This window comes from Paenibacillus sp. FSL M8-0334, from assembly GCF_038000405.1.
Classification (GTDB): Bacteria; Bacillota; Bacilli; order Paenibacillales; family Paenibacillaceae; genus Paenibacillus_AQ; species Paenibacillus_AQ campinasensis.
Map to the genome: position 1 here is coordinate 2337255 of NZ_JBBOCH010000001.1, position 25265 is coordinate 2362519.

The following is a 25265-nucleotide window of genomic DNA, read 5'->3' on the forward strand; positions in this document are numbered from 1 at the left end:
TAATCTCTCCAAGAGAAAGTAAACGCTATCAATATACCATAAGTAAAGCCTATCAAGACAAACCATTGTCATTCAATATAAAAATAAAAGAGCACAGATGCTGGGCGCATCCATGCTCTCTATGCTCTAGATAAAACGAAGGCTTATTCAGACTCTGGCGTTTCCATCTCGTCATGATGGTCTCCGCCATCCTCATCTTCGTGATCCGGTTCATCACTCTTATCTGCATGACATACCGTGCCGACCGAGTCGTCCTCACGGATATTAATCAGCTTGACGCCCTGAGCATACCGGCCCATGGAGGAGATGCCCTCGATGCTGGTCCGGATCAGGGTGCCCGTCGCTGTAATGATCATCAGATCCTGCTCCGATTTTACCACCTTCAGAGCAACGACAGGGCCGTTCTTCTCGGTGATGCTGATCGTTTTGATCCCTTTACCACCGCGGGTCTGCACACGATAATCACCTGCTGGTGTCCGTTTGCCGTAGCCCTTGGTCGTGACGATCAGGATATCCAGCTCCGGATCGACAACGTCCATGCCGATGACGCTGTCGCCCTCGTCCAGGGTGATCCCCTTCACACCGGTCGCGCTGCGTCCCATAGAACGCACATCGCTCTCCTCGAAGCGGATCGACATGCCGTGGGCTGTACCCATGATGATCTCCTGCTGGCCGTCGGTCAGCTTCACATCGATCAAGGAATCGTCTTCGCGCAGATTAATCGCGATCAGACCGCCCTTGCGGATATTGACGTAATCCTCAAGCGGCGTTTTCTTCACGACACCCTGACGGGTAGCGAAGAACAGGAACTTATCCATATCGAAGCTTTCCACCGGAATGACGGCATTGACCGTTTCTCCCTGCTCAATCTGGATCAGGTTGATGATCGGCGTGCCGCGAGCGGTCCGGCTTAGCTCTGGAATCTCGTAGGCCTTCAGGCGATAAGCCTTACCCTTGTCCGTGAAGAACATCAGGTAATGATGGGAGTTCGTGACGAAGAGATGCTCAACGAAATCCTCGCTCTTCGTTTCCATCCCGACAACCCCGCGGCCGCCCCGCTTCTGGCTTCGATACGTATTGACCGGCAGACGTTTCACATAACCGGTATGCGTAATCGTAATGACCACTTCCTCGCGAGGAATCAGGTCCTCGTCCAGAATGCTGTCCTCACCCACCGTAATTTCAGTGCGGCGCTCGTCAGCGAAACGCTCCTTGATCTCCTGCAGCTCGTCGTTGATAATCTGGAGAACAAGCTGTTCGTTCGACAGAATCTCACGCAGCTCTGCGATGCGCAGCAGCAGCTCCTGATATTCGCTCTCGATCTTCTCGCGTTCGAGTCCGGTCAGACGCTGCAGGCGCATATCCAGGATGGCCTGGGCCTGCTCTTGGCTAAGGCCGAATCGTTCCATCAGGCCATCGCGTGCGGCTTCCGTCGTCTGCGATCCGCGGATCAGGGCGATGACTTCGTCCAGATGATCCAGCGCGATCCGCAAACCTTCCAGAATGTGCGCGCGGGCCTCGGCTTTTTTCAGCTCGAATTCAGTACGGCGGCGAATAACCGATACCTGATGCTCCAAATAATAATGCAGAACATCGCGCAAATTCAGGATTTTAGGCTCGTTGTTCACGATCGCCAGCATGTTGATCCCGAAGTTGGACTGCATCGCCGTATGCTTATACAGGTTATTCAGCACAACGTTCGGATTGACGTCCCGGCGCAGCTCGATGACAATCCGCATGCCGTTACGGTCAGATTCATCACGCAGATCGGTAATGCCGTCTATGCGCTTCTCCCGAACGAGCTCAGCGATTTTCTCCACCAAGCGCGCCTTGTTCACTTGATACGGAATCTCGTGCACAACGATACGCGCTTTGTTGTTGTTCTCTTCGATGGTTGCCTTGGCGCGCATCGTGACAGAGCCGCGGCCCGTACGATAAGCTTGACGGATGCCTTCGCGTCCCAGAATGTAACCCGCAGTCGGGAAGTCCGGGCCCTGAATGTATTCCATGAGCTCCATCGGTGTAATATCCGGATTACGAATCATCGCCTGAACGCCATCGATAACCTCACCGAGGTTATGCGGCGGGATATTGGTGGCCATCCCGACCGCGATCCCTGAGACCCCGTTAACAAGCAGGTTCGGGAAGCGGGCAGGCAGAACGACAGGCTCATGCTCCTCACCGTCATAGTTGGGTGCAAAATCAATCGTCTCTTTATTAATATCACGCAGCATTTCCATCGCAATTTTTGATAAACGGGCTTCCGTGTACCGCATTGCCGCTGCCATATCTCCGTCAATGGAACCGAAGTTACCATGACCGTCAACGAGCATGTAACGCATGGAGAAGTCCTGCGCCATCCGGACCATGGATTCATACACCGCGGAATCACCGTGCGGATGGTACTTACCGATAACCTCGCCAACGATCCTTGCCGATTTCTTGTACGGTTTGTCCGGGGCCATGCCGAGTTCCGACATCGCATAAAGAATACGACGGTGAACCGGCTTCATTCCGTCCCGCACATCTGGCAAAGCCCGGCTGACAATGATGCTCATCGCATAATCCATAAAGGATTCGCGCATCTCCTCACCAATGTCCCGATCTTTGATTTGGGAGAAATTTTCTTCCGCCATGCTGGACCTCCTTCATTTTCAATCAACCAAGCCTTGCTCTATATGAAAAAAGCAGAATAATGATCAGAAAACTATAAATGCACCATTTTCTATTATATTACTTTCACAAACCGTTCACAATTAAACCCAGCGCTTGGCTGTGTGAATGTATGTTTTTGTACCGGAAGTCGGGATATACGCCCTGTCCTCCGTGCTTCCTTTCACATACAATGCAGTGCAAAGTATTTCGAATCATCACATCTGTATATTATACCACTATTTGTTTTTCTTGTCCTATGTTTTCACGCGGCAGGACTTGCCGGAGGCGCGATAAGACCTTATATCGGCTGATGAAGCCGCGCCCGGGAGTACTTCCTGTCACGAGTATACACTTAGGTTCGTTTGAGCATCGGAACAGCTGGAGCACGAAATCAACGGAAAGGATGAAGATCATTGGCTATACAGCGCGTAGCAAGCAAGTGGGCGAAAACGAAAATACTTCTCCAGAACAAAGGGATTGCCGCTTACATTCCTACAACCCGCCGCTATTCCATAGAGGCCCTTAGAGAACTGCTCGCCGCACATACGGTGGTATACATCAAGCCCGACCGTGGAACCTACGGGATTGGCGTTATGTCCGTTGAGATCGTTCCGCCGGAGAAATCCTCCGAGAACAGTGATCTTCAGGACAGCCAGAGCATCGCGGAATCCGCTTCCCCTTCCTACAGGCTTCGTTACGAACAGAAGAAGGAGACCTTCTCCTCCATCGAAGCCTTGCACAAAACGCTAAAGTCGCTGATCAACAAGCGCGAATATCTTGCTCAGCAGGGCATAGACCTGCTGAGGTTCGAGGGCCGGCCATTCGACCTCCGGGTGCTGACGCAGAAAACGCCGACGGGGCAATGGGCAACCACGGGCATCATCGGCCGCGTCGCAGCCAAGAACAAAATTGTGACTAACCATCACAGCGGCGGCATCGTCAAGCATTTCAAAACGCTGATGTCGGAGCATATGAACGCGGAGGAGATTGAGAACATCCGTCAGGAGCTGAAAATACTGGGGGTGAACGTCGCAGCCCAGCTGCAAAAATCATATCCCCGTCTCAAGGAGATCGGACTCGACGTGGCGATTGACAGCCGCTGGAACATTTGGATTCTCGAGGTAAATACTAGACCGGCTCTGTTTCCGTTCAAGAAATTCTTCAAAGACCCCAGCATCTACAACACGGTCAGAAAATATGCGCAGGCCTACGGCCGCAAGCTGCCTGACGCCAAAAAGGCCCGCTAGCACAAAAAAATCCCTTACTGCTTGAGGGCAGTAAGGGACAGGGCATATTTACACGTCCAGATTGCGCACCGACTTGGCATGCTCCTGGATAAAGTCACGCCGTGGTTCCACGTTGTCACCCATCAGCGTGTCGAACAACGTATCTGCGAGCATCGCGTCCTCGATGGTAACCTGGAGCATCGTCCGGCTCTCAGGGTCCATCGTCGTTTCCCACAGCTGCGTGGCGTTCATCTCACCCAAACCTTTGTAACGCTGGATATTCAGCTTCACATTCTCGCCGAACTCCTTAATGATCTCATCCCGCTCTTTCTCGCTGCCTGCATACCGCACCACTTTGTTGCGTTCGATCTTGAAGAGCGGCGGCTGGGCAATATACACGTATCCCGCTTCCAGCAGCTTGCGCATGTAGCGGTAGAAGAACGTCAGCAGCAGCGTGCGGATATGGGCACCGTCCACGTCGGCATCGGTCATGATGATGATTTTGTGATAACGGGCCTTGGACAGATCGAAATCATCGGCAATGCCGGTGCCAAGCGCGGTGATGATCGCCCGGATCTCCGCATTGGACAAAATGCGGTCCAGACGCGCCTTCTCGACGTTCAGGATTTTCCCCCGCAGCGGCAGGATCGCCTGGAAATGCCGATCCCGGCCCTGCTTCGCAGATCCGCCGGCGGAGTCCCCTTCGACGATGTACAGCTCACTGATCGAGGCATCCTTCGAGGAGCAGTCTGCCAGCTTGCCCGGCAGGGCGCTCACTTCGAGGGCGCTCTTACGCCGCGTCATCTCGCGCGCTTTACGGGCGGCTTCCCGGGCGCGGGAGGCCTGAAGCGCCTTGTCAAGAATGCGGCGGGACACCGACGGGTTCTCCTGCAGGAACTCCTGCAGCTTCTCGGCGAACAAGGATTCAACGATCCCGCGCACCTCGCTGTTGCCGAGCTTGGTCTTCGTCTGACCTTCGAATTGCGGCTCCGGCACCTTCACCGAGATGATCGCCGTCAATCCTTCACGCACATCGTCCCCGGACAGGTTGCCGTTGTTGTCCTTGATCGCGCCGGTCTTGCGGGCGTAATCGTTAATGATCCGCGTCAACGCACTCTTGAAGCCGGATTCATGCGTACCGCCCTCGTGCGTGTTAATGTTGTTGGCAAACGAGTAAATATTCTCGGTGTAGCTGTCGTTGTATTGCAGCGCAATTTCAACCTGAATATTGTCACGCGCGCCTTCCACATAGATCGGCTCCTCATGCAGAGCCTCCTTCTTGTCGTTCAAAAATCGGACGTACTCGATAATTCCGCCGTCGTATTTAAACGAATCGAAGGCACCGGTGCGCTCATCCTTCAAGGTCAGCTTGATGCCCTTGTTGAGGAAGGCCAGCTCCCGGATGCGCGTCAGCAGCGTATTGTAATCAAAAACGGTCGTTTCCGTAAAAATCTCCGGATCCGGCAGGAACGTCACGGTTGTGCCATGCTCCTCCGTGTCGCCGATGACTTTGATATCGTATTGCGGAACACCGCGGCGATATTCCTGTTGATAAATATGGCCGTCGCGTTTAACCTGAACGACAACCTGGGTCGACAAAGCATTCACAACCGATACGCCAACCCCGTGCAGACCGCCGGACACTTTGTATCCGCCGCCGCCGAATTTACCGCCGGCATGAAGCACGGTCATGACGACTTCAAGCGTCGATTTCTTAAGCTTGGCGTTCTCGCCGACCGGGATGCCGCGACCATTGTCAATCACCGTGACACTGTTATCCTCGTGCACAATAATCTCGATCGTATCGCATACGCCAGCCATCGCTTCGTCGATACTATTGTCCACTACTTCCCATACCAAATGATGCAGACCCTTGGCGCTGGTGGAGCCGATATACATCCCCGGCCGTTTCCGGACGGCTTCGAGTCCTTCCAGCACCTGAATCTGATTCTCATCATAAGTTGGTTGATTCATAGACATGCCTTCACCTACTTCTACAGATTCTGTTATGCCTGAGCTACAAACTGGCTAGCTCGCTTCTTAAGTGTCGCAGAGGAGATCGGAGAGTAATAAACGATCTGCTTCGTGACCACAATCGACTTGGGGTCTTCTTCGCCAATCCGCTCCACCACCTTATGCTGCTGGGCATGCGTGACGAACTGCTTGGAAATCTTCGAGGACTTCTCAATCGAGATGTCAAAGATCCCAACCAGCTCGGACGAACGAATGATCTTCTCACCGCCCAAATGAATATACATATGGCAACCACTCCCTTAAGAGCCCACCTGCCCGTCATGGACATGAAAAATGCTGGCACCCTTCAATTTGTCGGTATTCAAACTTTCGATTCCCGTTGCCGTGATGAATGTCTGCACTTTGCTCTGGAATGTCTCAATCAGCTGTGTCTGACGGTACGGGTCCAGTTCGGACAGCACATCGTCCAGAAGCAGGACCGGATATTCCCCGATCTCCTCCTGGATGAGTTCGATCTCCGCGAGCTTCAGCGATAATGCCGTCGTCCGCTGCTGGCCCTGCGATCCGTACGTTTGGACCTCTTTGCCGTTAATATAAAAAGCCAGATCATCTCGATGAGGACCTGCCAATGTCATACCACGCCGTATTTCTTGTTCTTTCATTTGTGATAATTTTATCATAAATCGGTCAAATAAGACAGCTTCATCTTCTTCCTCCGCGTCCGCAAAGGACGGAAGGTAGTGTAGAGACAGCTCCTCAAGGCCGTTTGTAATCCCCTGATGTATCGTTTCAGCCCATTTTTGCAATTTTTTTATAAATTGTTTCCTCTTCTTGACGATTTTAACACCATGCTCCACCAATTGGGTATCCCAGATGTCTAGCATCGCCTGCTGCGCCGCATCTTTCCCCCACAGCTGCTTGAGCAGATTGTTGCGCTGAACGAGCACCTTCTGGTACTGCTGGAGGTGGAACAGGTAGCTCGGCGCCACCTGGCCGATCTCCATGTCAAGAAACCGGCGGCGTACCCCCGGCGTTCCTTTGACAATTTCCAGATCCTCAGGTGCAAACATGACCACATTCAGCGTACCGATAAAATCGCTCAGCTTCCGCTGCTCCAGCCCGTTGATTTTGGCTTTTTTCCCCTGCTGCGACAAGGACAGCTCCAGCCTGACAGCTCCGTACTTCTTCTCTACCTCAGCCGAGATATGCGCGCTTGGCTGCTCGAAGGCGATGAGCTCCCGATCCTTGGAGGTGCGGTGGCTCTTCGTTAAGGCGAGCACGAAGAGCGCCTCCATCAGATTGGTCTTGCCCTGGGCGTTGCGCCCGATAATCAGGTTGACATCGCCGAAGGCTTCGAGCTGCAGAGCCTCATAGTTGCGGTAATGCTGCAGACTGACATTTTTGACAAACATGATATCCTCTCCCTCGTCTTCCGCTCCTTTAAGCAAGCGGCTGCGGGAGGCTGTCTATTGCGCGGCGACCTGAAAGGTCCCGCAGCCTTCCACCTTGATGATGTCGCCTGGATACAACTTGCGCCCGCGCCGGTCTTCCTTCTCATCATTGACCAAAACCGCATCCTCCGCAAGCAGCGCCTTGGCCATGCCGCCTGTGGATACGCAATCGGCCAGCTTCAGAAACTGATCCAGCTTGATATATTCACTGTGGATAAAAATTTGTTTCATGTGACTTCCTTTCGCCCCTGTGGATTGGGGATAACTTTAATGGCAATGGCGTGTTCCTGGGAACAGGATCTTCTTAGTTCGCCGTCCGGTATGGCAGGATGATGTACTGGCTCTTGCTGTCATCCAGCGGCTTCAAAATAATCGGGCTCATCACGCCGACAAACGCGATCATGAGCTGCTCGCTCTCTACCACCTTCAGCACATCGAGCATATATTTCGAGTTGAACGAGATGCGCAGCGGCTCTCCCTTGAACTCGACCAGGTCCAGTTCCTCGCGGACCTTGCCAAGCTCGGAGGAGCTGGAGGAAATCTCGATGCCGCCATTTTCCATCGTCTGCAGCAGCACGATATTCGTTTTCTCCTCTCGGGAGAGCAGATAAGCGCGGTCGATCGACTCGGTTAGTTTCTTTGTATCCAAAATGAGTTCTGTTTTATGCGTGTCCGGAATAATTCTAGAAGTATCAGGATAAATGCCGTCCAAAATGCGGGAATAGAAAAGAACCCGGTCGATCTTGAACAGCACCTGATTGTCCGATACGACGATGTCCACCAGCGTATTCTGGTCCGGAATGATTTTGCTCAGCTCGTTGAGCGTTTTGCCTGCAATCACCACGTTGTTGAAACTGATATCATCCGTGCCTTCCAGGTGAATGGAGCGCGTGGCCAGACGGTGGCGGTCGGTCGCCGTAAATTTCAGCTCATTGTCAGACAGCGTCCACAGCACCCCGGTCAGAATCGGCGTCGTTTCGTTGCTGGAGATGGAGAATACCGTTTGTTTGATCATATTCTTCAGCAGGTCGCCCGGAAGGGATATCGTCTGGTTGCCTTCAATGCTTGGCAGGACAGGGAATTCCTCGGGATCAAGCCCGACCATCTGAATTTCGGTAGCGCCGGCGGAGATAAAAGTGTGGAAGTTCTCCTTCACCTCCATTTGGACATCCTGGGAAGGAAGCTTCTTGATAATCTCGACAAAAAACTTCGCAGGAAGCACGACGCTGCCCGGTTGTTCCACCTCCACGATCGTCTGTTTATCATCCTCGGCAGGAATAAACGATTGAATTGAAATATCGGTATCGCTTGCGGTCAGCGTCACGCCGGAATACGTCACGTCCAGTTTGATCCCGCTCAGAATCGGAATGGTCGTCCGGCTCGATATCGCTTTGGAAACATGCTGGATGGATTCGTTTAATGCGTTTTTCAATATGCTGATTTTCATATTTTCACTCCTTGCGGATAGATAGGGGAGGATGTTCTGCTGCAGGCGAAGCCGGTTAAGACACCCTCTTTATGGATAATATATTTATTAATTATTAATAGTATCAGTAGTAGGGACACTGAATATGTGGATAAGCCCAAGAAAGGGCATAAAATTAAGCCTATCCACATGTGTACAGATTGTGCATAGGCTTTGAACTTGTTCAGGTAGGATTTTTGATTTTCTCCGTAATGTTATTGACCACTTTGAACAGCTCCTGGTCGGTTTTCAGCGACTGGCTGATCTTCTCGTGGGCATGGATCACGGTCGTATGATCCCGTCCTCCAAATGCCTCGCCGATCTTCGGCAGGGAATAGTCGGTCAATTCACGGGACAAGTACATCGCAATCTGTCTTGGGAAGGCTACGGCTTTCGTTCTTTTGCGCGCCTTGAAGTCCTCAAGCTTCAGATTGTAGTATTCTCCGACCTTCTGCTGAATGTCCTGGATCGTGATCATTCGTGGCCGGCTGGAAGGGATAATATCCTTCAGCGCTTCGGCTGCCAGATGGGTGGTTACATCCTGATTGGTTAATGAGGAGTAGGCCACAACGCGAATCAGTGCGCCTTCGAGCTCGCGAATGTTCGTATCGATCTGATTGGCGATATACATCATCGCTTCGTTCGGTATGTCCAGGTTCTCAGCCTTCGCTTTCTTGCGAAGAATGGCGATCCGCGTCTCCAGATCCGGTGGCTGAATATCGGTGATCAGGCCCCACTCAAAGCGGGAACGAAGCCGCTCTTCAAGCGTCGGAATTTCCTTCGGCGGACGGTCACTGGAGATGATAATCTGCTTCCGTTCCTCATGCAGCGCATTGAAGGTATGGAAAAACTCCTCCTGGGTCGATTCCTTGCCGGCCAAAAACTGAATATCGTCAATGAGCAGAATGTCTACATTGCGGTATTTGTTCCGGAAACTTTCGGCACGGTTGTCTCGAATGGAGTTGATGAACTCGTTGGTGAATTTTTCTGAGGAAATATAAACGACCTTGCTGCTCGGATTATGCTCCAAAATATAATGGCCTATCGCATGCATCAAATGCGTCTTCCCTAGTCCCACGCCTCCATACAGAAACAGCGGATTGTACGCCTTGGCTGGCGCCTCCGCTACGGCAAGCGACGCCGCATGGGCAAACCGGTTGCCTGACCCGATGACAAAGGTGTCGAAGGTGTACTTCGGGTTCAGCATATGCGACTGAATCTCGTCGCTGCTGACCTCCGATACGGGGGCTGGCTGCTGGGGAACCGGATCCGCAGGCTTAGGCTCTTCAATGACAAAACGAACATCAACCTGTTTGCCGAGCACTTCATATACGGTGGAGCTCACCAGCTTCGTATATCGGCTCTCCAGCCATTCCACCGCAAAGGTGGTCGGCGCGGATATGACAACGGAATGATCGTTCAGCGTCAATGCTTTTGTAGCTTTAAACCAAGTATCAAAGCTGGGTTTGCTCAGCTTGGTCTGTATTATCGATAAAATTTCCTGCCATAATTCGGAAGTATGGCTATCCAAAACTGTCACTCCTTTAAATCTTCCAAACGTGGCCCAGAGCCAAGTTGAAAATGTCGAAAGAAAATGAATGATGTAGAATTATCCCCAGAGTTCCACCCCTGTGGAAACAAAAAAATATGGATAAATTGAAATTGTTCACAACTTTATCCACAGGCTGTTGATAATATTATCCGTTCATTCACATATTCACATCCAAAAGTAATATCATCATAGCAAAAGAAGGGCTTATTTTCAATGTATGTCGCTAATTTATCCACAAATTCAATACGTTGTGCATAAATCTTATTCACACCACTATATATTGTTTATAAGCTGTTCAACTTTCGACAGGATCACCTTGGATCCGAAAAAAAATATACACAGGTTGTGCGTATAGAGGCAATATTTACTTCCAAAACCATGTGAATAACCGCTTGGCTGGTTGCCCGGATCATCGGTTTGGATTCTACCAAAGGTAAAATGGGGGAACTAGGAGAGTGCCTGGAAGAAAAAACAGCCCGTTCCGCCGCGGAATCTTTCCGCAGCCGGACGGGCTGTTTCTACTTTCACAGGCGATTACAATACGCGGTCTGGTCCATTATGCTCGAATTTGCGCTGAAACTCGGCGATTGCTTCGTAATCTTCTTCCAGCTTGCGCGAGATGCGTATGTAGATCGGGAGGAGCGAGCGGTAGATTTCGGCATGCTCTGTCTTCGGCTGATGCTCATGAGTTCCGCCGACCATCGACGAGACAATCTCCAGCGAGTCGGTCCGGCCGATGGCATACAGTCCGAGGACGGCAGCGCCGAGACAGGAGCTCTCATAGCTTTCCGGCACGATCACCTGCTGATCGAAGATGTCGGCCATCATCTGCCGCCAGATCGGGGATCGGGCGAAGCCGCCGGTGGCGTGGATCTTCGCGGGACGGCCGATCTGTTCCTCCATTGCCAGCAGCACGGTGTACATGTTGAAGATAACGCCTTCGAGCACGGCGCGGATCATATGCTCCTTCTGATGGTTCAGCGTCAGTCCGAAGAAAGAACCGCGGGCGTTCGGGTCCCATAGAGGAGCCCGTTCTCCGGTTAAGTAAGGATGGAAGAGCAGGCCGTCGGAGCCGGGACGAACACGGTCGGCAATTTGGGTTAGCACATCATAAGGATTAATGCCGAGCCGCTTCGCTGTCTCAATCTCCGAAGCGGCCAACTGGTCCCTTACCCAGCGGAAAATCATCCCGCCATTGTTGACCGCACCGCCAATGACCCAATGCTTCTCGGTTAACGCATAGCAGAATATCCGCCCCTTCGGGTCGGTCATGGGCTTGTCGACCACGGTCCGGATCGCACCGCTCGTACCGATCGTAGCGGCAACGACTCCCGGCTGGATCGCATTCACGCCGAGATTCGACAGCACGCCGTCGGCGGCACCGAGCACGAACGGGGTGGAGGGGAGCAGCCCCATGATACGGGCATAATCCGCATTCAAGCCGGTTAGCGCATGGGTGGTCGGCACTAGCTCGGACAGATGCTCCTCTGTAATTCCCGCAAGCCTTAGCGCCTCTTGATCCCAGGCCAGCTCTCTTAAATTCATCATGCCGGTGCTGGAGGCGATAGAGTGATCGACCACGTAGCGGCCGAACAGCTTGAAATAGACGTATTCCTTAATTGATATAAATTTGGCCGTCTGCTTAAAAATGTCCTCATGTTCATGGCGGAGCCACATCAGCTTCGTCACAGGGGACATCGGGTGGATCGGCGTGCCGGTGCGCATGTAGAGCTCCATGCCGCCCATTTCCTTCTTCAGTCGGTTCGACCATGATGCACTGCGATTATCCGCCCAGGTGATACAGCGCGTTAGGGGCTTTCCATCGTCGTCGACGGCAATGACACTGTGCATGGCGGCACTGAAGGAGACGAATAGCAGCTGTGCCGGGTCGATGCCGCTCTGGTGCATCACGCTTTGGACTGCAGCAAGGACGGTTTGAAATATTTGCTCCGGGTCCTGCTCCGCGGTTGACGGAGTGGGGGTGAGCAGGGGATATTCGCCGCCGGCCTTGGTCACGACTTCACCGTTTTCTTTGAACAGAACGGCCTTGGTGCTGGTCGTTCCGATGTCTACACCGATCATGTAATGGAGCGTACTCACAAGACATACCTTCTTTCGTTCAAGGCCATACTAACGGCCCCTTTATACTTATATAATCCATAAACCGAATTTGTAATTGTGTATACTTGTCGACAATAAAAGGCGAAGCAAAGGTGGGCAGCCCGCCCATGAATGCTGTGTCGAGTCAGGCCCTATCCTTATCATCTCCGAGCCGCACACCGCTGCTCCGGAGGGGGAGAGGGAGGATGAACGGATCTACTCTCCTTCCGAGAAACTGAGATGCAGCGTCTCTCGGGAATCGTCAAAATACTGCTGTGCCGCGTTCTGAATCCGGACAGGATCCGAGGATTCCAGGTCGCGAATGAGCTGATGGTGCTTGCTTAGCACCGCTTCAATTCTGGATTCGCCTTCACTGAATACTTGCCGGGTGGTGATCAGAATGACGGTGATCACGATTTGGCGGATGCTGCGCCACAGATGAAGTATGCGCTTATGGTCGGCTTCGGCCACGATGCGCTCGTGAAAGGACAAGTCCTGGAGCGAGAACTCTTCCGGATCGCCATGCTTTGCGGCCAGCTCCATCCGGTCCACGATTTGCTTCAAATGCTGGATCAAGGCAGGCTGTGGCTTCGCAAACACATGGGTTTGCACGAAGCTTTCGATCAGGTAACGCACATCGTACAGCTCTTCGACTTCCTTGAGCGATAAGCCAATGACGACCGCGCCCATGCGCTCCAATTGGATCAACCCTTCACTGGACAGCGTTTTCAATGCTTCGCGTACCGGAGACCGGCTCGTTCCGAATTCACCTGCAATCCGGTTTTCCGACAGAATTTCTCCTTTCTTGATCGCGCCGCTAATGATTTGCAGACGCAATTCGTTGGCAATCGCTTCCCCGAGGGAAGCGCCCTGAAGCCAAGAGGCAGGATATTTCATACACTGATTCCCCTATCCGAGTATGTAATCTCATGATACTAAGTTGATAATGATTGTAACATACGGGATGTCTTGGTTCCATCAGCAAAGTGCCGCTGTGTCAGGCCTCAGAGCCGGTCATGCCAGGGAGAATTTACTCCGACTTTTCCACAGCATGGCCGCCGAATTCGTTGCGGAGCGCCGCAACTACCTTACCATGGAACGTATCGTCTTCCAGAGAGCGGTAGCGCATGAACAGCGACATCGCGATGACTGGGGCATTGGCCTGCAGATCAAGCGCCGTTTCGACGGTCCATTTTCCTTCGCCGGACGATTTCATGACCCCTTTGATGCTGTCCAGCTTCGGATCCTTGGAGAAAGCATTTTGCATCAGCTCCATCAGCCAGCCGCGAATAACGGAACCATTGGACCAGACGCGGGCCACATCCTCATAGCTATAATTGAACGCGCTTTTCTCCAGCACTTCGAAACCCTCAGCAATCGATTGCATCATGCCGTATTCAATACCGTTATGAACCATCTTCAGAAAATGTCCGCTGCCGATATCTCCGGCGTACAGGTATCCGTTCTCCACAGCCATGTCTTGAAATAGAGGCTCAATGCTGGCGAATACTTCGCGATTGCCGCCGATCATGAAGCAGCCGCCATGCTGGGCGCCTTCCATCCCGCCGGAGGTGCCTACATCAAAGTAATGGATGTCTTGCTCGGCCAGCCGTGCTGCGCGTGCAATCGAATCTTTATAGTGCGAGTTTCCGCCGTCGATGAGAATATCTCCAGGCTGAAGAAGCGGGGAGAGGGAATCAATAACCGAGTCCACAACGGCGCCGGCAGGCACCATCATCCATATGATGCGCGGGCTCTCCAGTCTGACTGTCATTTCTTCCAAAGCGTGCACCCCTTCAGCACCAAAGCCCGCTGCCAATTGGACTGAATCGGCGTTCAGGTCATAAGCGACCACTTGATGTTGATGATGCCGTAAATTTTGCACCAGATTAAGCCCCATTTTGCCGAGGCCGATCATCCCTATTTTCATATAAGTACAGCTCCTTTTAACAATGTATACTTGTATACAAGTATATTACCAATTATCATACTACTCTTAAATAAGTCATCTGTAAATAAGGGTTGTTCCGTTCGTGTCGTTTCATTAGGTTATCCCCATGTGGATAAATGCACTCCAAGTAAAAAAGAGTAGTTGTGGAGAACTTATACGGGGGCAAACGTGGAAGTTTGGTTTGACTTTTGGGCCAGGACGTGATTAAATGTATAAAGGCATTTTCTGTGAAGATGTAAATGATGTTCGAACATTGAAGATAGGACAGTACTTGAATCTGTCTATCAAAATGCGTCGCAAACCGGCGTTTATTTTTTGAATATGGCAAGTCAAAGATTTCTGTAAGGGGGTGCATTAAATCATGAGACCGACTTTTAAACCGAACGTGAGCAAGCGCAAGAAAGTACACGGCTTCCGTCAAAGAATGAGCACAAAGAACGGACGTAAGGTATTGGCCAGACGCCGTCTTAAAGGAAGAAAAGTATTGAGCGCTTAATACTGTCGCCACGAAGACCACCGAGGTGGTCTTTTTTTCGTAATAGGCTCCGATTATGTGTGTCCAGCAGGTCATGTGCCCGGAGCTGTCGGCAGCATAAGCTATAAATGGACCGCATTCGTGTGACATCTTGCGTTTAACTTGCTTGGGCATGACTATACTATATTAATATAGGAAGAGATGCCGGATGCAATGAGTGTAAAGACATGGATTAACGGCAGGCAGGGAGATACTCGTGCATAGAAAACTTCGATTACGAAACCGCGCTGACTTTAGCCGGGTATATCGCCACGGAAAGTCTTTCGCCAATCATCAGTTTGTAGTGTATTGGTCACGCAAAAAAGAGGTAGAGCAGTTTCGGGTAGGCGTGTCGTGCAGCAAAAAGATCGGCAATGCCGTTGTGCGCAACCGGATGCGTCGTCTCGTCAAGGAGATCGTCCGGCGGCACAAGGATGAGATTGCTGAGCATACGGATCTGATCTTTATTGTGCGCAAAGGCGCACTGGACAAGTCCTACCGGGAACTGGAGAAAAGCGTGCTGCATGTGCTGCGCAAATCATCTCTTTTGAAGGCGAAGAAGGGCTAGTGGGTTGTGTTTATTTGTTCATATAAATATGTTATGATTTACCGTGGAATGGCAATGGCGAAGAGAGGGGTTATGAAGTGTCGCAAATGATGACAAGACGAGGAAAATGGTTCCTCCTCACCGCTGTATTACTTGCAGTGGCCGTGATTTCAGGCTGTGCGACTGGCGAAGAGCAGATGCGTACGATTGAAGACCTGAAGAACGGGGGCTTTTGGCAAAGTAACGTAGTTTATTACTTCACACTGGCGCTTGATACATTTGCTCAATGGTTTGACGGTGAATATGGATTATCCGTACTGGTGATGGTGTTGATCGTCCGTACGTTAATATTGCCGTTAACGCTGAAGCAGGTTCGAAGCTCCAAGGCAATGCAGGCGATTCAACCTGAAATTCAGAAGGTTCGTGAGAAGTATAAGGATAATCCGGAAAAGATGCAGATGGAAACGATGAAGCTGTTCCAAGAGCACAAAGTCAACCCGATGGCTGGCTGTTTCCCGCTGCTGCTACAAATGCCGATATTTATCGCACTCTATCATTCGATTTACTATAACGGAGAATTGCGCGGCCATGAATTTTTGTGGATGCAGCTCGGACAGCCGGACAAGCTGTTCATCCTTCCGCTGCTCGCTGCAATAACGACGTATCTTCAGACCAAGATGATGATGAAGATGAATCCTTCGCCGCAGATGGGCATGATGCAGTTCATGCTGTTTGTGTACCCGATTCTGATCTTTGTCATGTCCTTTCAATTTCCTTCAGCACTTCCGCTGTACTGGTTCTACAGCAACCTGTATACGATCGTGCAGAACTACTTCTTGTACCGCAACAATGACACGGCCGCTGTTCAGGCTAACGTAGCCGCTAGCACTAGCGCGAGTCAAGGTCAGAGAAAAGGAAACAAAAGTAGGAAAAAAGGTTCGAAAGGAGCCAAGAAGTCGAAATGAGCAAGATCGTCGCAACAGGAAAAACCATTGAAGATGCTGTCGCACAAGGGCTTGCCAAGTGGGGCGTAAGTCGGGACCGCGTGTCGGTTCAAGTATTGAGTCAGCCGTCAAGAGGATTCCTGGGCCTGTTCGGGGTCAAGGAAGCGAAAGTGGAACTTGAGCTCCTGCCTGAACGAGCTGGCGGCGAATTGCAATCTGAGACTCCGCTCGCGAAGCAGGAGGTATCGATCAAAGCAAACCAGACGGAAACGGCAGCGACCGTATCCATGCCGGCTGAAGAAGCTGTCGAATCGACGCCTGCGGACGTGAATTCCACTGGCCATGAAGGCAAAGACCCATATCACGAAGCGATTTCCTTTCTACAGGAAACCGGCCGTGCTATGGGGATTGAAGTAACGATTGAAATGGAGAAGGGTAAGGATTACACCACCCTTCATATATCAGGTTCAGGCCTGGGCTTGATGATTGGACGCCGGGGGCAGACGCTTGATGCGCTTCAATATTTAGCCAACATTGTGGCGAACCGGTATTCCGACAGCTATTTGCGCATTGTGCTGGACGCGGAGAATTTCCGCGAACGGCGCAAGAAGACGCTGGAGGATCTTGCCGACCGTCTGGCCGCACGCGTGCTGAAGACGCGCAAGGAGATCGTGCTCGAGCCGATGTCGGCGCCGGAGCGCAAGGTCATTCACGCCCGGCTTCAGGCCAAGGGCGGCGTGAAGACGTACAGCAAGGGCGATGAACCGAACCGGCGCGTTGTCATTACACCGAAGATGTAGCATTAGAGTTGAACAGAGCCGTATATCGTACAATGACTCCTTAGGATGACAGGGAGTCATTGTTTTTTAGAGTTGGGATTTTGGATGATCCTGTGAATATAGAGAAACGTATAGGTTTCAAGCTTGCTTGCTTAGTGAAGGACAGAAAGAGGTGACAGGTTGTGTATAGTGATACAATTGCTGCGATTTCCACAGCGGTAGGTGAGGGTGGAATCGCGATCATTCGGGTTAGCGGACCGGATTCGATCAAGGAAGTTGAGAACATATTCAAGAGCAAGATCCGCTTAAGCGAAGCGGCTTCCCATACGGTGCATTACGGACATATCATCGACCCGAGAACGAAGGAAAACCTGGAGGAAGTGCTGGTGACGGTGATGCGGGCACCGCGTTCTTTTACAACAGAGGATGTAGTCGAAATCAGCGCCCATGGCGGGGTCATTTCGGTTAAGCGGGTAATGGACATTCTGCTTCAGCAGCAAGTGCGGCTTGCAGAGCCTGGGGAGTTCACCAAACGGGCCTTCTTGAATGGGCGGATTGACCTGTCGCAGGCTGAGGCTGTCATTGACCTCATTCGTTCGAAATCGGACCGTGCGTTCTCGGTGGCATTGAAGCAGGTGGAAGGCACCCTGTCCCGCAAAATTAAGGATCTCCGCCATACGTTGGTGGAGACACTGGCCCACATAGAGGTCAACATCGATTATCCGGAGCATGATGTGGAGTCCCTGACTGCTGATTTTATTAAGGATAAAAGCCGGCTGGTTATGGATGAAATCGACAAGCTGCTGAAGACGGCGGAGGAAGGCAAAATTCTGCGCGAAGGGATCACCACCGCGATTGTCGGGCGTCCGAACGTCGGCAAATCGTCGCTGCTCAACACGCTTGCCCATGATAACAAGGCGATTGTGACCGATATTCCAGGGACAACCCGGGATGTTATTGAGGAATTTGTCACAATTAACAATATCCCGTTGAAGCTGCTCGACACGGCCGGAATCCGGGAAACGATGGACGTGGTGGAGCAGATTGGGGTAGAGCGCTCGAAGCATGCGGTCAATGAAGCGGATCTGATTCTGCTGGTGCTGAACGCCAGTGAGCCGCTGCATCCGGATGAACTGGAATTGATGGAACAAATACGCGGTAGACAATGCATTGTGATTATGAATAAAATGGACTTACCGACACAATTGGATATGGAGATTCTGCATCGATATTATCCGCCTGAACTGATCGTGCCGATGTCTGTTATAGCACAGGAAGGCATTGATAAGCTGGAGGAGGCCATCTCGAATCTGTTCTTCAGCGGACGGATTGAGGGCGGAGATTTGACCTATGTCAGCAATGTGCGGCATATTGCTCTTTTGAAGAAAGCGAAGGCGTCGCTTGAAGATGCTTATGAGGCTGCAGAGCAGCTTATACCGATTGATATGATCCAGATCGATGTTCGTCTGGCTTGGGAGCAGCTGGGTGAGATTCTGGGCGAGGCGGTCGGCGATTCGCTCATTGACCAGATTTTCTCACAATTCTGCCTGGGCAAATAAGGCGTGCATAATATCTGTACTTGCCGTTGTTGTCGATTCGTAGCTAAGGTTGTCAATTAGGCGGCACTTCCCGGCAGGCTCGCCTGAGAAGCGGGTCTGCCTTGGAGTGTTTGCCTTCAGGATATAGATCGTTCGTCTCTATATATTCATAAATATGAACAACAAGGAGGGTTTGCCATGAGTTACATGGGAGGCACCTATGACGTGATCGTTGTTGGTGCGGGTCATGCCGGCTGTGAGGCTGCACTTGCTGCAGCTCGGATGGGGTCGGAGACATTGATGATTACGATTAACCTGGATATGGTTGCTTTTATGCCTTGTAACCCGTCCATCGGAGGACCTGCCAAAGGTCATGTGGTGCGCGAAATTGATGCACTGGGCGGGGAAATGGGCCGCAATATCGATAAAACCTTCATTCAAATGCGGATGCTGAATACAGGGAAGGGGCCTGCGGTTCACGCGCTGCGTGCCCAAGCTGACAAATTCCAGTATCAGCACACGATGAAGGAAACGCTGGAGAAGGAAGAGAAGCTGACGCTGCGTCAAGGCATGGTCGATCAGTTGATCGTCGAGGACGGCGTCTGTGTTGGGGTTGTGACGCAGACGGGCACGGAATACCGGGCGAAAGCGGTTGTGCTCACAACAGGCACCTATCTGCGTGGAAAAGTGATCATGGGCGAGCTGATGTACGAGAGCGGACCGAACAATCAGCAGCCGTCGGTGAAGCTGGCGGAGAATCTGCGTGAGCTTGGATTTGATCTCGTCCGCTTCAAAACCGGCACACCTCCGCGTGTGCATAAGGACACGATTGATTTTTCGAAGACGGAAATTCAGCCTGGGGATGAAAAGCCGAAATTCTTCTCTTATGAGACGAAGTCCTCGGATAATGAACAGCTGCCATGCTGGCTGACGTATACGTCTGTGGATACACATCAAATTATTAACGATAATCTCCATCGCGCACCGATGTTCTCGGGGGTAATTGAAGGCACCGGTCCTCGCTATTGCCCGTCGATTGAGGATAAAATCGTTCGTTTCGCAGATAAGCCAAAACATCAAATATTCCTGGAGCCAGAAGGCAAAAATACAAAGGAATATTATGTGCAAGGCCTTTCCACCAGTCTGCCAGAGGATGTGCAGCTGGCGGTGCTGCGCTCCATTCCTGGAATGGAGAAAGTGGAAATGATGCGCAACGGCTATGCCATTGAGTATGATGCAATTGTTCCAACCCAGCTGTGGCCTTCGCTGGAGACCAAGAAATTGCCTGGCCTGTTCACCGCTGGGCAAATTAACGGAACCTCCGGTTATGAGGAAGCAGCAGGGCAAGGGATCATGGCTGGCATTAATGCGGCACGCAAAGTGCAAGGCAAAGAGCCAGTCATTCTGGATCGTTCGCAGGGCTATATCGGCGTATTGATTGATGATCTGGTTACAAAGGGCACGAATGAGCCTTATCGCTTGCTGACCTCGCGTGCGGAATATCGCCTGTTGCTTCGCCATGACAATGCCGATCTGCGCCTGACCGAAATCGGTCATGAGATTGGCCTGATCTCGGAAGAGCGCTATGCACAGTTCCTTCGTAAGAAAGAGCTGGTCGAGCAAGAGATCGAACGTCTGCGTCAAGCGAAGGTGAAGCCGGTTGAGGTGAATTCGATGCTGGAGGCTGCCGGTTCGGCCCCTATCCAGGATGGAAGCACGCTGCTGACGATTCTGCGGCGTCCGGAAGTGACGTTTGCCATGATTGAGCAATTGTCGCCATCTCCGTTTGATCTGGATGAAGAAATGAAGGAGCAAGTGGAGATCCAAATCAAATATGCCGGTTATATTGAGAAACAGCTTGGGCATGTGGAACGTCTGCAAAAAATGGAGAAGAAACGGATTCCGGAGGATATCAACTATGATGATGTTCATGGTCTGGCGATGGAAGCACGGCAGAAGCTGAACAGAATCCGTCCGATTTCCATCGGGCAGGCGTCTCGGATCAGCGGCGTTACACCAGCTGACATTTCGATACTTCTGGTGTACCTGGAGCATTACAACCGGGTGACCGCGGCGAAAGGATAAGGTATGGACGTGATTCAGAAGGATTTTGCAGAACGGCTGCAGGAGCATGGTATTCATGTCGATCAGAAGCAGCTGGATCAGTTTGAGACGTATTACGAGACGCTGGTAGAGTGGAATGAAAAAATGAACCTGACAGGTATTACCGAGCGGGATCAGGTGTATACGAAGCATTTTTATGATTCAGTGACACTTGCGTTTTATGTAGATATGTCGCAGGTCGGCACCTTGGCTGATATTGGCTCCGGCGCTGGCTTCCCGGGCATTCCGCTTAAGATCTGCTTTCCACATATCAAGCTGACGATTGTAGATTCGCTGAACAAGCGGATTAATTTCCTCAAGTTTGTGGTGGATACGCTTGGCCTATCGGATGTGGAGCTAATTCATGGCCGGGCGGAGGAAGTTGCCCGCAAGCGCGAATACCGTGATCATTTCGATCTGGTGACGGCAAGAGCGGTTGCCCGGATGGCGCTGCTGAATGAATTTTGTCTTCCATTCACGAAGGTAGGCGGCCAATTCGCTGCCATGAAAGGGAGCAATCCGGCTGAGGAAATTGAAGAGTCGAAGCGCAGCTTGAAAGAGCTGCGGGGGAGACTTGATCAGGTTCATTCGTTCTCATTGCCGATTGAGCAGTCTGATCGTCATATCGTCGTAGTCGACAAGGTGGGAAGTACGCCAGGCAAATATCCACGCAAGCCGGGGATGGCGGCTAAGTCGCCTCTGGTGTAGAACACATTGGTGCAGCAATAGGATGCCGGTGGAGTGAAATGGGCAAGGCGGAGGCATGCTAACATCATTATTTGTTGGGTGAAAATGCGACCTGGTTCATTTTTCTTCTATTATATAGGTGGTAAGAGCAACAATGTGATCGATAGAACTTAGCAGATGATTCGATACGGTGGAGAGGGGATGTTTCACGTGGAACATTCCCTCTCCTTTTCTATGGAAACTTGAGGCAATTATATTCTGTACTTGTTATGAAGAGTAGGGACACGAAAATCGAGCAAAAAAGGTTAATTTGAAGAATAGAGTTATAGAACAAAAAGTGGTAGAATAGAGACAAGCATACTGTAAGAGTCCGGTTTATTTACCGGCTTTTTAGAGAACAACGCCTTGTCATGTAATTGCACAGTAGACAAACTGCATGTGAAGGTTGTTTTTCTTGTGGTATCAGATCGTGATCCAGCTGTATGCATTCATTTTCTGATATCTCGATCAGGTTATAAGACCATCCACATCATGATTGATCCTATTCTCTATCGTGTCGACAGCGACGATGACAGATGAACGCAGGGTTAATGTGAAGGAGTTAGTTTTTGCAGGGATATGCCTGGCTGCTTTCGTTGTACATACAAGCTGCCCTGAATACGGTGGATTCTGTATTCTGCCGTTCAAGAGAGAGAGTGGGCGGGCGACAGCATCCATGCTGATCTGAGTGTTCTCAGATCGGGAACCCAAGCCGGGACATGATCCATGCTATCATGAAATTAGGTGGTAATATACGGAATGAAAGAACAATTTTCGAAGTTGTTTGGATTGGCGGCGGAACGAAATCAGGGAGATGAAGTAAAGCATATTCCGGTACATGAGGTCGTCAGCAGCCCTTATCAACCACGGACCATATTTGATGATGACAAAATCGATGAACTGCTGCAAACGATCAAGACACATGGTGTGATTCAGCCGATTGTGGTCAGGGTTCGCAATGGCGGCTACGAGATTATCGCCGGGGAGCGCCGCTGGCGAGCCGTCAAGAAGCTGGGACTCGATACGATTCCGGCTATCATTCGTGAGTTTAATGATTCGCAGGCGGCTTCGATTGCACTTATTGAGAACTTGCAGCGTGAAGGACTGACATCGATTGAAGAGGCCGTCGCTTATCAGAAGTTAATTGATCTGCATCAATTGACTCAGGAGAGTCTGGCACAGCGGCTTGGCAAGAGCCAGTCCACGATTGCGAACAAGATCCGGTTGCTGCAGCTGCCGGAACAAGTGAAGACAGCGCTCATGGAACGGAAAATTACGGAGCGTCATGCTCGTGCATTGCTGTCCCTGGATAATGAGGAGACCCAGCTCAAAGTGCTGGATGAGATTATTGCCAAGGAACTGAATGTGAAGCAGACGGAAGCGCGGATTGCCTTTTATAAGGAAGTCTCCACCGTGAAAAAATCTAAACGCATCTCTTACAGTAAGGACGTTCGTCTTGCACTGAATACGATCCGTCAATCCATTGACATGGTATCGGGCTCGGGCATGGCTATCAAGACAACCGAGAACGACCATGAGGATCATTACGAGATTGTGATTAAAATACCTAAACGATAAGATTAAGCGTGAAAGCGGTATTCTTCGTGCCGCTTTTTCTTTTGATCAGGAATACGGGATTGTTCCTGGATCGGTCGAGGCTGCTTACTGACGGGTATCTATTGGGGCAGAGGGGACTTATGGCCATGTATTTATGCGGATTCAAGAACGCTGCGCCTCATAACCAAAGTAGCGTAGCCATAACGGTGAACGGAACATTTATATTTGTGAGGCCCCAGCGGCTGACTGTGGATTTGTTAGCATAATCTACCTCGATAGAGGTTTTCTTTTATTTATATTCAGACTGACTGAATGAACATCATTGCGTCATACTTACTAGAGTCTACCTACATTGAGGTGAAATGAGTGTCAAAAATTATTGCCATAGCAAATCAAAAAGGCGGTGTCGGCAAAACGACGACGTCCGTCAATCTGGGGGCTGGACTGGCTTCGCTAGGCAAACGGGTGCTGCTCGTGGATATCGATCCTCAGGGCAATACAACGAGCGGGGTAGGGATCAATAAAGCCGATGTCTCGAACTGTATATATGATGTCATTATTAATGAAGTGCATCCGAAGGATGCAATTTGTGGAACCGTCGTTGAAGGCCTGGACATCATTCCGGCTACGATTCAGCTGGCAGGGGCGGAGATTGAACTTGTACCAACCATCTCTCGCGAAGTTCGCTTGAAGAAATCACTCCAGCTCATTAAGTCATCCTATGATTACATTTTGATTGATTGCCCGCCTTCACTTGGAATCCTAACGATTAATTCCTTGACGGCTGCAGATTCGGTCATCATTCCAATCCAGTGTGAATATTACGCGCTGGAGGGACTCAGTCAGCTGCTGAATACGGTCCGCCTGGTTCAGAAGCACCTGAACACTTCGCTTAAGATTGAAGGTGTTCTGCTCACAATGCTGGATGCAAGAACGAATCTTGGCATTCAAGTAATCGAAGAAGTGAAGAAGTATTTTCAGGAGAAAGTATATAAGACCATCATCCCTAGAAATGTTCGGTTAAGTGAAGCACCGTCCCACGGACAGTCGATCATCACCTATGATCCGCGTTCTAAGGGTGCGGAAGTATACTTGGAGCTGGCAAAGGAAGTGATCTCTTATGAGTAAACGATTGGGAAAAGGATTGGATGCACTTATTCCTTCTTTGTCGATTAACGAGGATGACAAGGTCGTGGAAATTCCGCTAAGTCAATTGCGTGCGAACCCGTATCAGCCTCGTAAAAATTTTAACGAGGAAGCCATTCAGGAGTTAGCGGAGTCCATTCGTCAGCATGGTGTCATTCAGCCGATTATCGTGCGCAGCGTTCTGAAGGGCTATGAGATTATTGCCGGGGAACGTCGTTTCAGAGCATCTCAATATTGCGGTAAAGCTGCGATTCCAGCGGTTGTTCGTTCTTTCAGCGACCAGCAAGTCATGGAAATCGCTCTGATCGAAAACTTGCAGCGTGAAAATCTGAATGCCATTGAAATCGCTGTTGCGTATCAAGGGCTAATGGAACAATTTTCCTTGACCCAGGAAGAGCTGTCGCTGAAGGTAGGAAAGTCGCGTTCGCATATCGCTAACTTTTTAAGGTTGCTGTCATTGCCGGAGGAAGTCAAAGAAAATGTTTCACGTGGAACATTGTCCATGGGACATGCCCGGGCAATTGTTGGCTTGAAGGACCCGGCACTTGTGAAACAATTGGCGAAGCAATGTGTGGAACAGGAGTGGAGCGTTCGCGAGCTTGAAGAAGCGGTGAAGAATCTGGATCGCAAGCCGGAAGAGAAGACGAAGGTCAAAACGAAGAAAAAAGATCCATACATTGACCACCTGGAGGAAAGCCTGCGGGAACGATTCAAAACCACGGTCAAAATCAAGCACAACAAGGATAAAGGAAAAATTGAATTGAACTACTACAGCAAGCAGGATTTAGAACGGTTGTTGGAATTGCTGCAGTAGGTTGAGTATGAGGCGAGCTCGGATATCGAGTCCGGGTTCGTATGTTGGATGTCGAGTTCGTGTTCATAGGTGTGGAACTATAACGACCTATTGTGGTGATATAAGTGGGTCGCGAATAAGCTCGAAGGCAAAATGAAATGATGATATCGATGGAGTCACTGTTGCGTCACTGTGAATATTCATCAGCTATAGTGCTGTTTTATCATTATAAAATCAAAGACAT

The 25265-nt window shown here is 50.8% G+C and carries 21 protein-coding genes; 11 read left to right on the forward strand and 10 right to left on the reverse strand.

Annotated elements, in window-relative coordinates; all coding sequences use genetic code 11:
* Positions 1-143: 143 nt before the first annotated feature.
* Positions 144-2636 carry a DNA gyrase subunit A gene (gene gyrA / locus MKX64_RS10210; protein ID WP_095266640.1) on the reverse strand — a complete coding sequence of 831 codons (2493 nt, stop codon included), beginning with the start codon at positions 2634-2636 and terminating at the stop codon, positions 144-146.
* A 432-nt stretch (positions 2637-3068) separates the two neighbouring features.
* Between gyrA and MKX64_RS10215 the strand changes: the two genes are divergently transcribed.
* Entirely contained in the window at positions 3069-3902 is an 834-nt protein-coding gene (locus MKX64_RS10215) for a YheC/YheD family protein (RefSeq protein ID WP_095266641.1), read from the forward strand.
* A 48-nt stretch (positions 3903-3950) separates the two neighbouring features.
* Here the strand turns inward: MKX64_RS10215 and gyrB are convergent, their stop codons facing one another.
* The 9 genes from gyrB to gnd form a co-directional block, all read right to left on the reverse strand.
* Positions 3951-5861 carry a DNA topoisomerase (ATP-hydrolyzing) subunit B gene (gene gyrB / locus MKX64_RS10220; RefSeq protein WP_095266642.1) on the reverse strand — a complete coding sequence of 637 codons (1911 nt, stop codon included), beginning with the start codon at positions 5859-5861 and terminating at the stop codon, positions 3951-3953.
* 26 nt (positions 5862-5887) lie between these two features.
* A complete protein-coding gene (gene remB, locus MKX64_RS10225) occupies positions 5888-6139 on the reverse strand; it encodes an extracellular matrix regulator RemB (protein ID WP_095266643.1) in 252 nt (83 codons plus the stop codon).
* Positions 6140-6154: 15 nt separating this feature from the next.
* Positions 6155-7267, reverse strand: coding sequence for a DNA replication/repair protein RecF (recF, locus tag MKX64_RS10230; protein ID WP_095266644.1), 1113 nt, complete (start codon positions 7265-7267; stop codon positions 6155-6157).
* Positions 7268-7321: 54 nt separating this feature from the next.
* Complete coding sequence (yaaA, locus tag MKX64_RS10235) at positions 7322-7537, reverse strand: S4 domain-containing protein YaaA (RefSeq protein WP_095266645.1); 216 nt, start codon at positions 7535-7537, stop codon at positions 7322-7324.
* Between the two features lie 73 nt (positions 7538-7610).
* Entirely contained in the window at positions 7611-8753 is a 1143-nt protein-coding gene (gene dnaN, locus MKX64_RS10240) for a DNA polymerase III subunit beta (protein WP_095266646.1), read from the reverse strand.
* Positions 8754-8955: 202 nt separating this feature from the next.
* Complete coding sequence (gene dnaA / locus MKX64_RS10245; protein ID WP_095266647.1) at positions 8956-10302, reverse strand: chromosomal replication initiator protein DnaA; 1347 nt, start codon at positions 10300-10302, stop codon at positions 8956-8958.
* 555 nt (positions 10303-10857) lie between these two features.
* Entirely contained in the window at positions 10858-12405 is a 1548-nt protein-coding gene (gntK, locus tag MKX64_RS10250; RefSeq protein WP_095266738.1) for a gluconokinase, read from the reverse strand.
* 234 nt (positions 12406-12639) lie between these two features.
* Positions 12640-13320, reverse strand: coding sequence for a GntR family transcriptional regulator (locus MKX64_RS10255; RefSeq protein WP_095398717.1), 681 nt, complete (start codon positions 13318-13320; stop codon positions 12640-12642).
* Between the two features lie 133 nt (positions 13321-13453).
* The gene (gene gnd, locus MKX64_RS10260; protein ID WP_095398718.1) at positions 13454-14353 is read right to left on the reverse strand and encodes a phosphogluconate dehydrogenase (NAD(+)-dependent, decarboxylating); all 900 of its coding nucleotides are present in this window, start codon (positions 14351-14353) and stop codon (positions 13454-13456) included.
* Positions 14354-14735: 382 nt separating this feature from the next.
* Here gnd and rpmH point away from each other — a divergent pair, with 382 nt between their 5' ends.
* The 10 genes from rpmH (at position 14736) to MKX64_RS10310 (ending at position 25042) form a co-directional block, all read left to right on the forward strand.
* Positions 14736-14870 (forward strand): 50S ribosomal protein L34, encoded by a 135-nt coding sequence (rpmH, locus tag MKX64_RS10265; RefSeq protein ID WP_095266650.1) that lies wholly within the window; start codon positions 14736-14738, stop codon positions 14868-14870.
* 235 nt (positions 14871-15105) lie between these two features.
* On the forward strand, positions 15106-15456 hold the full coding sequence (rnpA, locus tag MKX64_RS10270) for a ribonuclease P protein component (protein ID WP_095266651.1): 351 nt from the start codon (positions 15106-15108) through the stop codon (positions 15454-15456).
* 77 nt (positions 15457-15533) lie between these two features.
* Positions 15534-16400: a YidC/Oxa1 family membrane protein insertase gene (locus tag MKX64_RS10275; RefSeq protein ID WP_095266652.1), complete on the forward strand. Its 867-nt coding sequence runs from the start codon at positions 15534-15536 to the stop codon at positions 16398-16400.
* On the forward strand, positions 16397-17179 hold the full coding sequence (gene jag, locus MKX64_RS10280) for an RNA-binding cell elongation regulator Jag/EloR (RefSeq protein ID WP_095266653.1): 783 nt from the start codon (positions 16397-16399) through the stop codon (positions 17177-17179). The genes MKX64_RS10275 and jag overlap by 4 nt, the downstream gene beginning before the upstream one ends.
* A gap of 161 nt (positions 17180-17340) precedes the next feature.
* On the forward strand, positions 17341-18717 hold the full coding sequence (gene mnmE, locus MKX64_RS10285; RefSeq protein WP_330164067.1) for a tRNA uridine-5-carboxymethylaminomethyl(34) synthesis GTPase MnmE: 1377 nt from the start codon (positions 17341-17343) through the stop codon (positions 18715-18717).
* Between the two features lie 177 nt (positions 18718-18894).
* Complete coding sequence (mnmG, locus tag MKX64_RS10290) at positions 18895-20781, forward strand: tRNA uridine-5-carboxymethylaminomethyl(34) synthesis enzyme MnmG (RefSeq protein ID WP_155618985.1); 1887 nt, start codon at positions 18895-18897, stop codon at positions 20779-20781.
* Between the two features lie 3 nt (positions 20782-20784).
* On the forward strand, positions 20785-21507 hold the full coding sequence (rsmG, locus tag MKX64_RS10295; protein WP_095266656.1) for a 16S rRNA (guanine(527)-N(7))-methyltransferase RsmG: 723 nt from the start codon (positions 20785-20787) through the stop codon (positions 21505-21507).
* A gap of 777 nt (positions 21508-22284) precedes the next feature.
* Entirely contained in the window at positions 22285-23103 is an 819-nt protein-coding gene (gene noc, locus MKX64_RS10300) for a nucleoid occlusion protein (RefSeq protein ID WP_095266657.1), read from the forward strand.
* A gap of 345 nt (positions 23104-23448) precedes the next feature.
* Positions 23449-24210, forward strand: a complete 762-nt coding sequence (locus tag MKX64_RS10305) for a ParA family protein (RefSeq protein WP_095266658.1) — start codon at positions 23449-23451, stop codon at positions 24208-24210.
* Positions 24203-25042 (forward strand): ParB/RepB/Spo0J family partition protein, encoded by an 840-nt coding sequence (locus MKX64_RS10310; RefSeq protein WP_341035724.1) that lies wholly within the window; start codon positions 24203-24205, stop codon positions 25040-25042. Before MKX64_RS10305 ends, MKX64_RS10310 begins: the two co-directional genes overlap by 8 nt.
* Positions 25043-25265 lie beyond the last annotated feature (223 nt).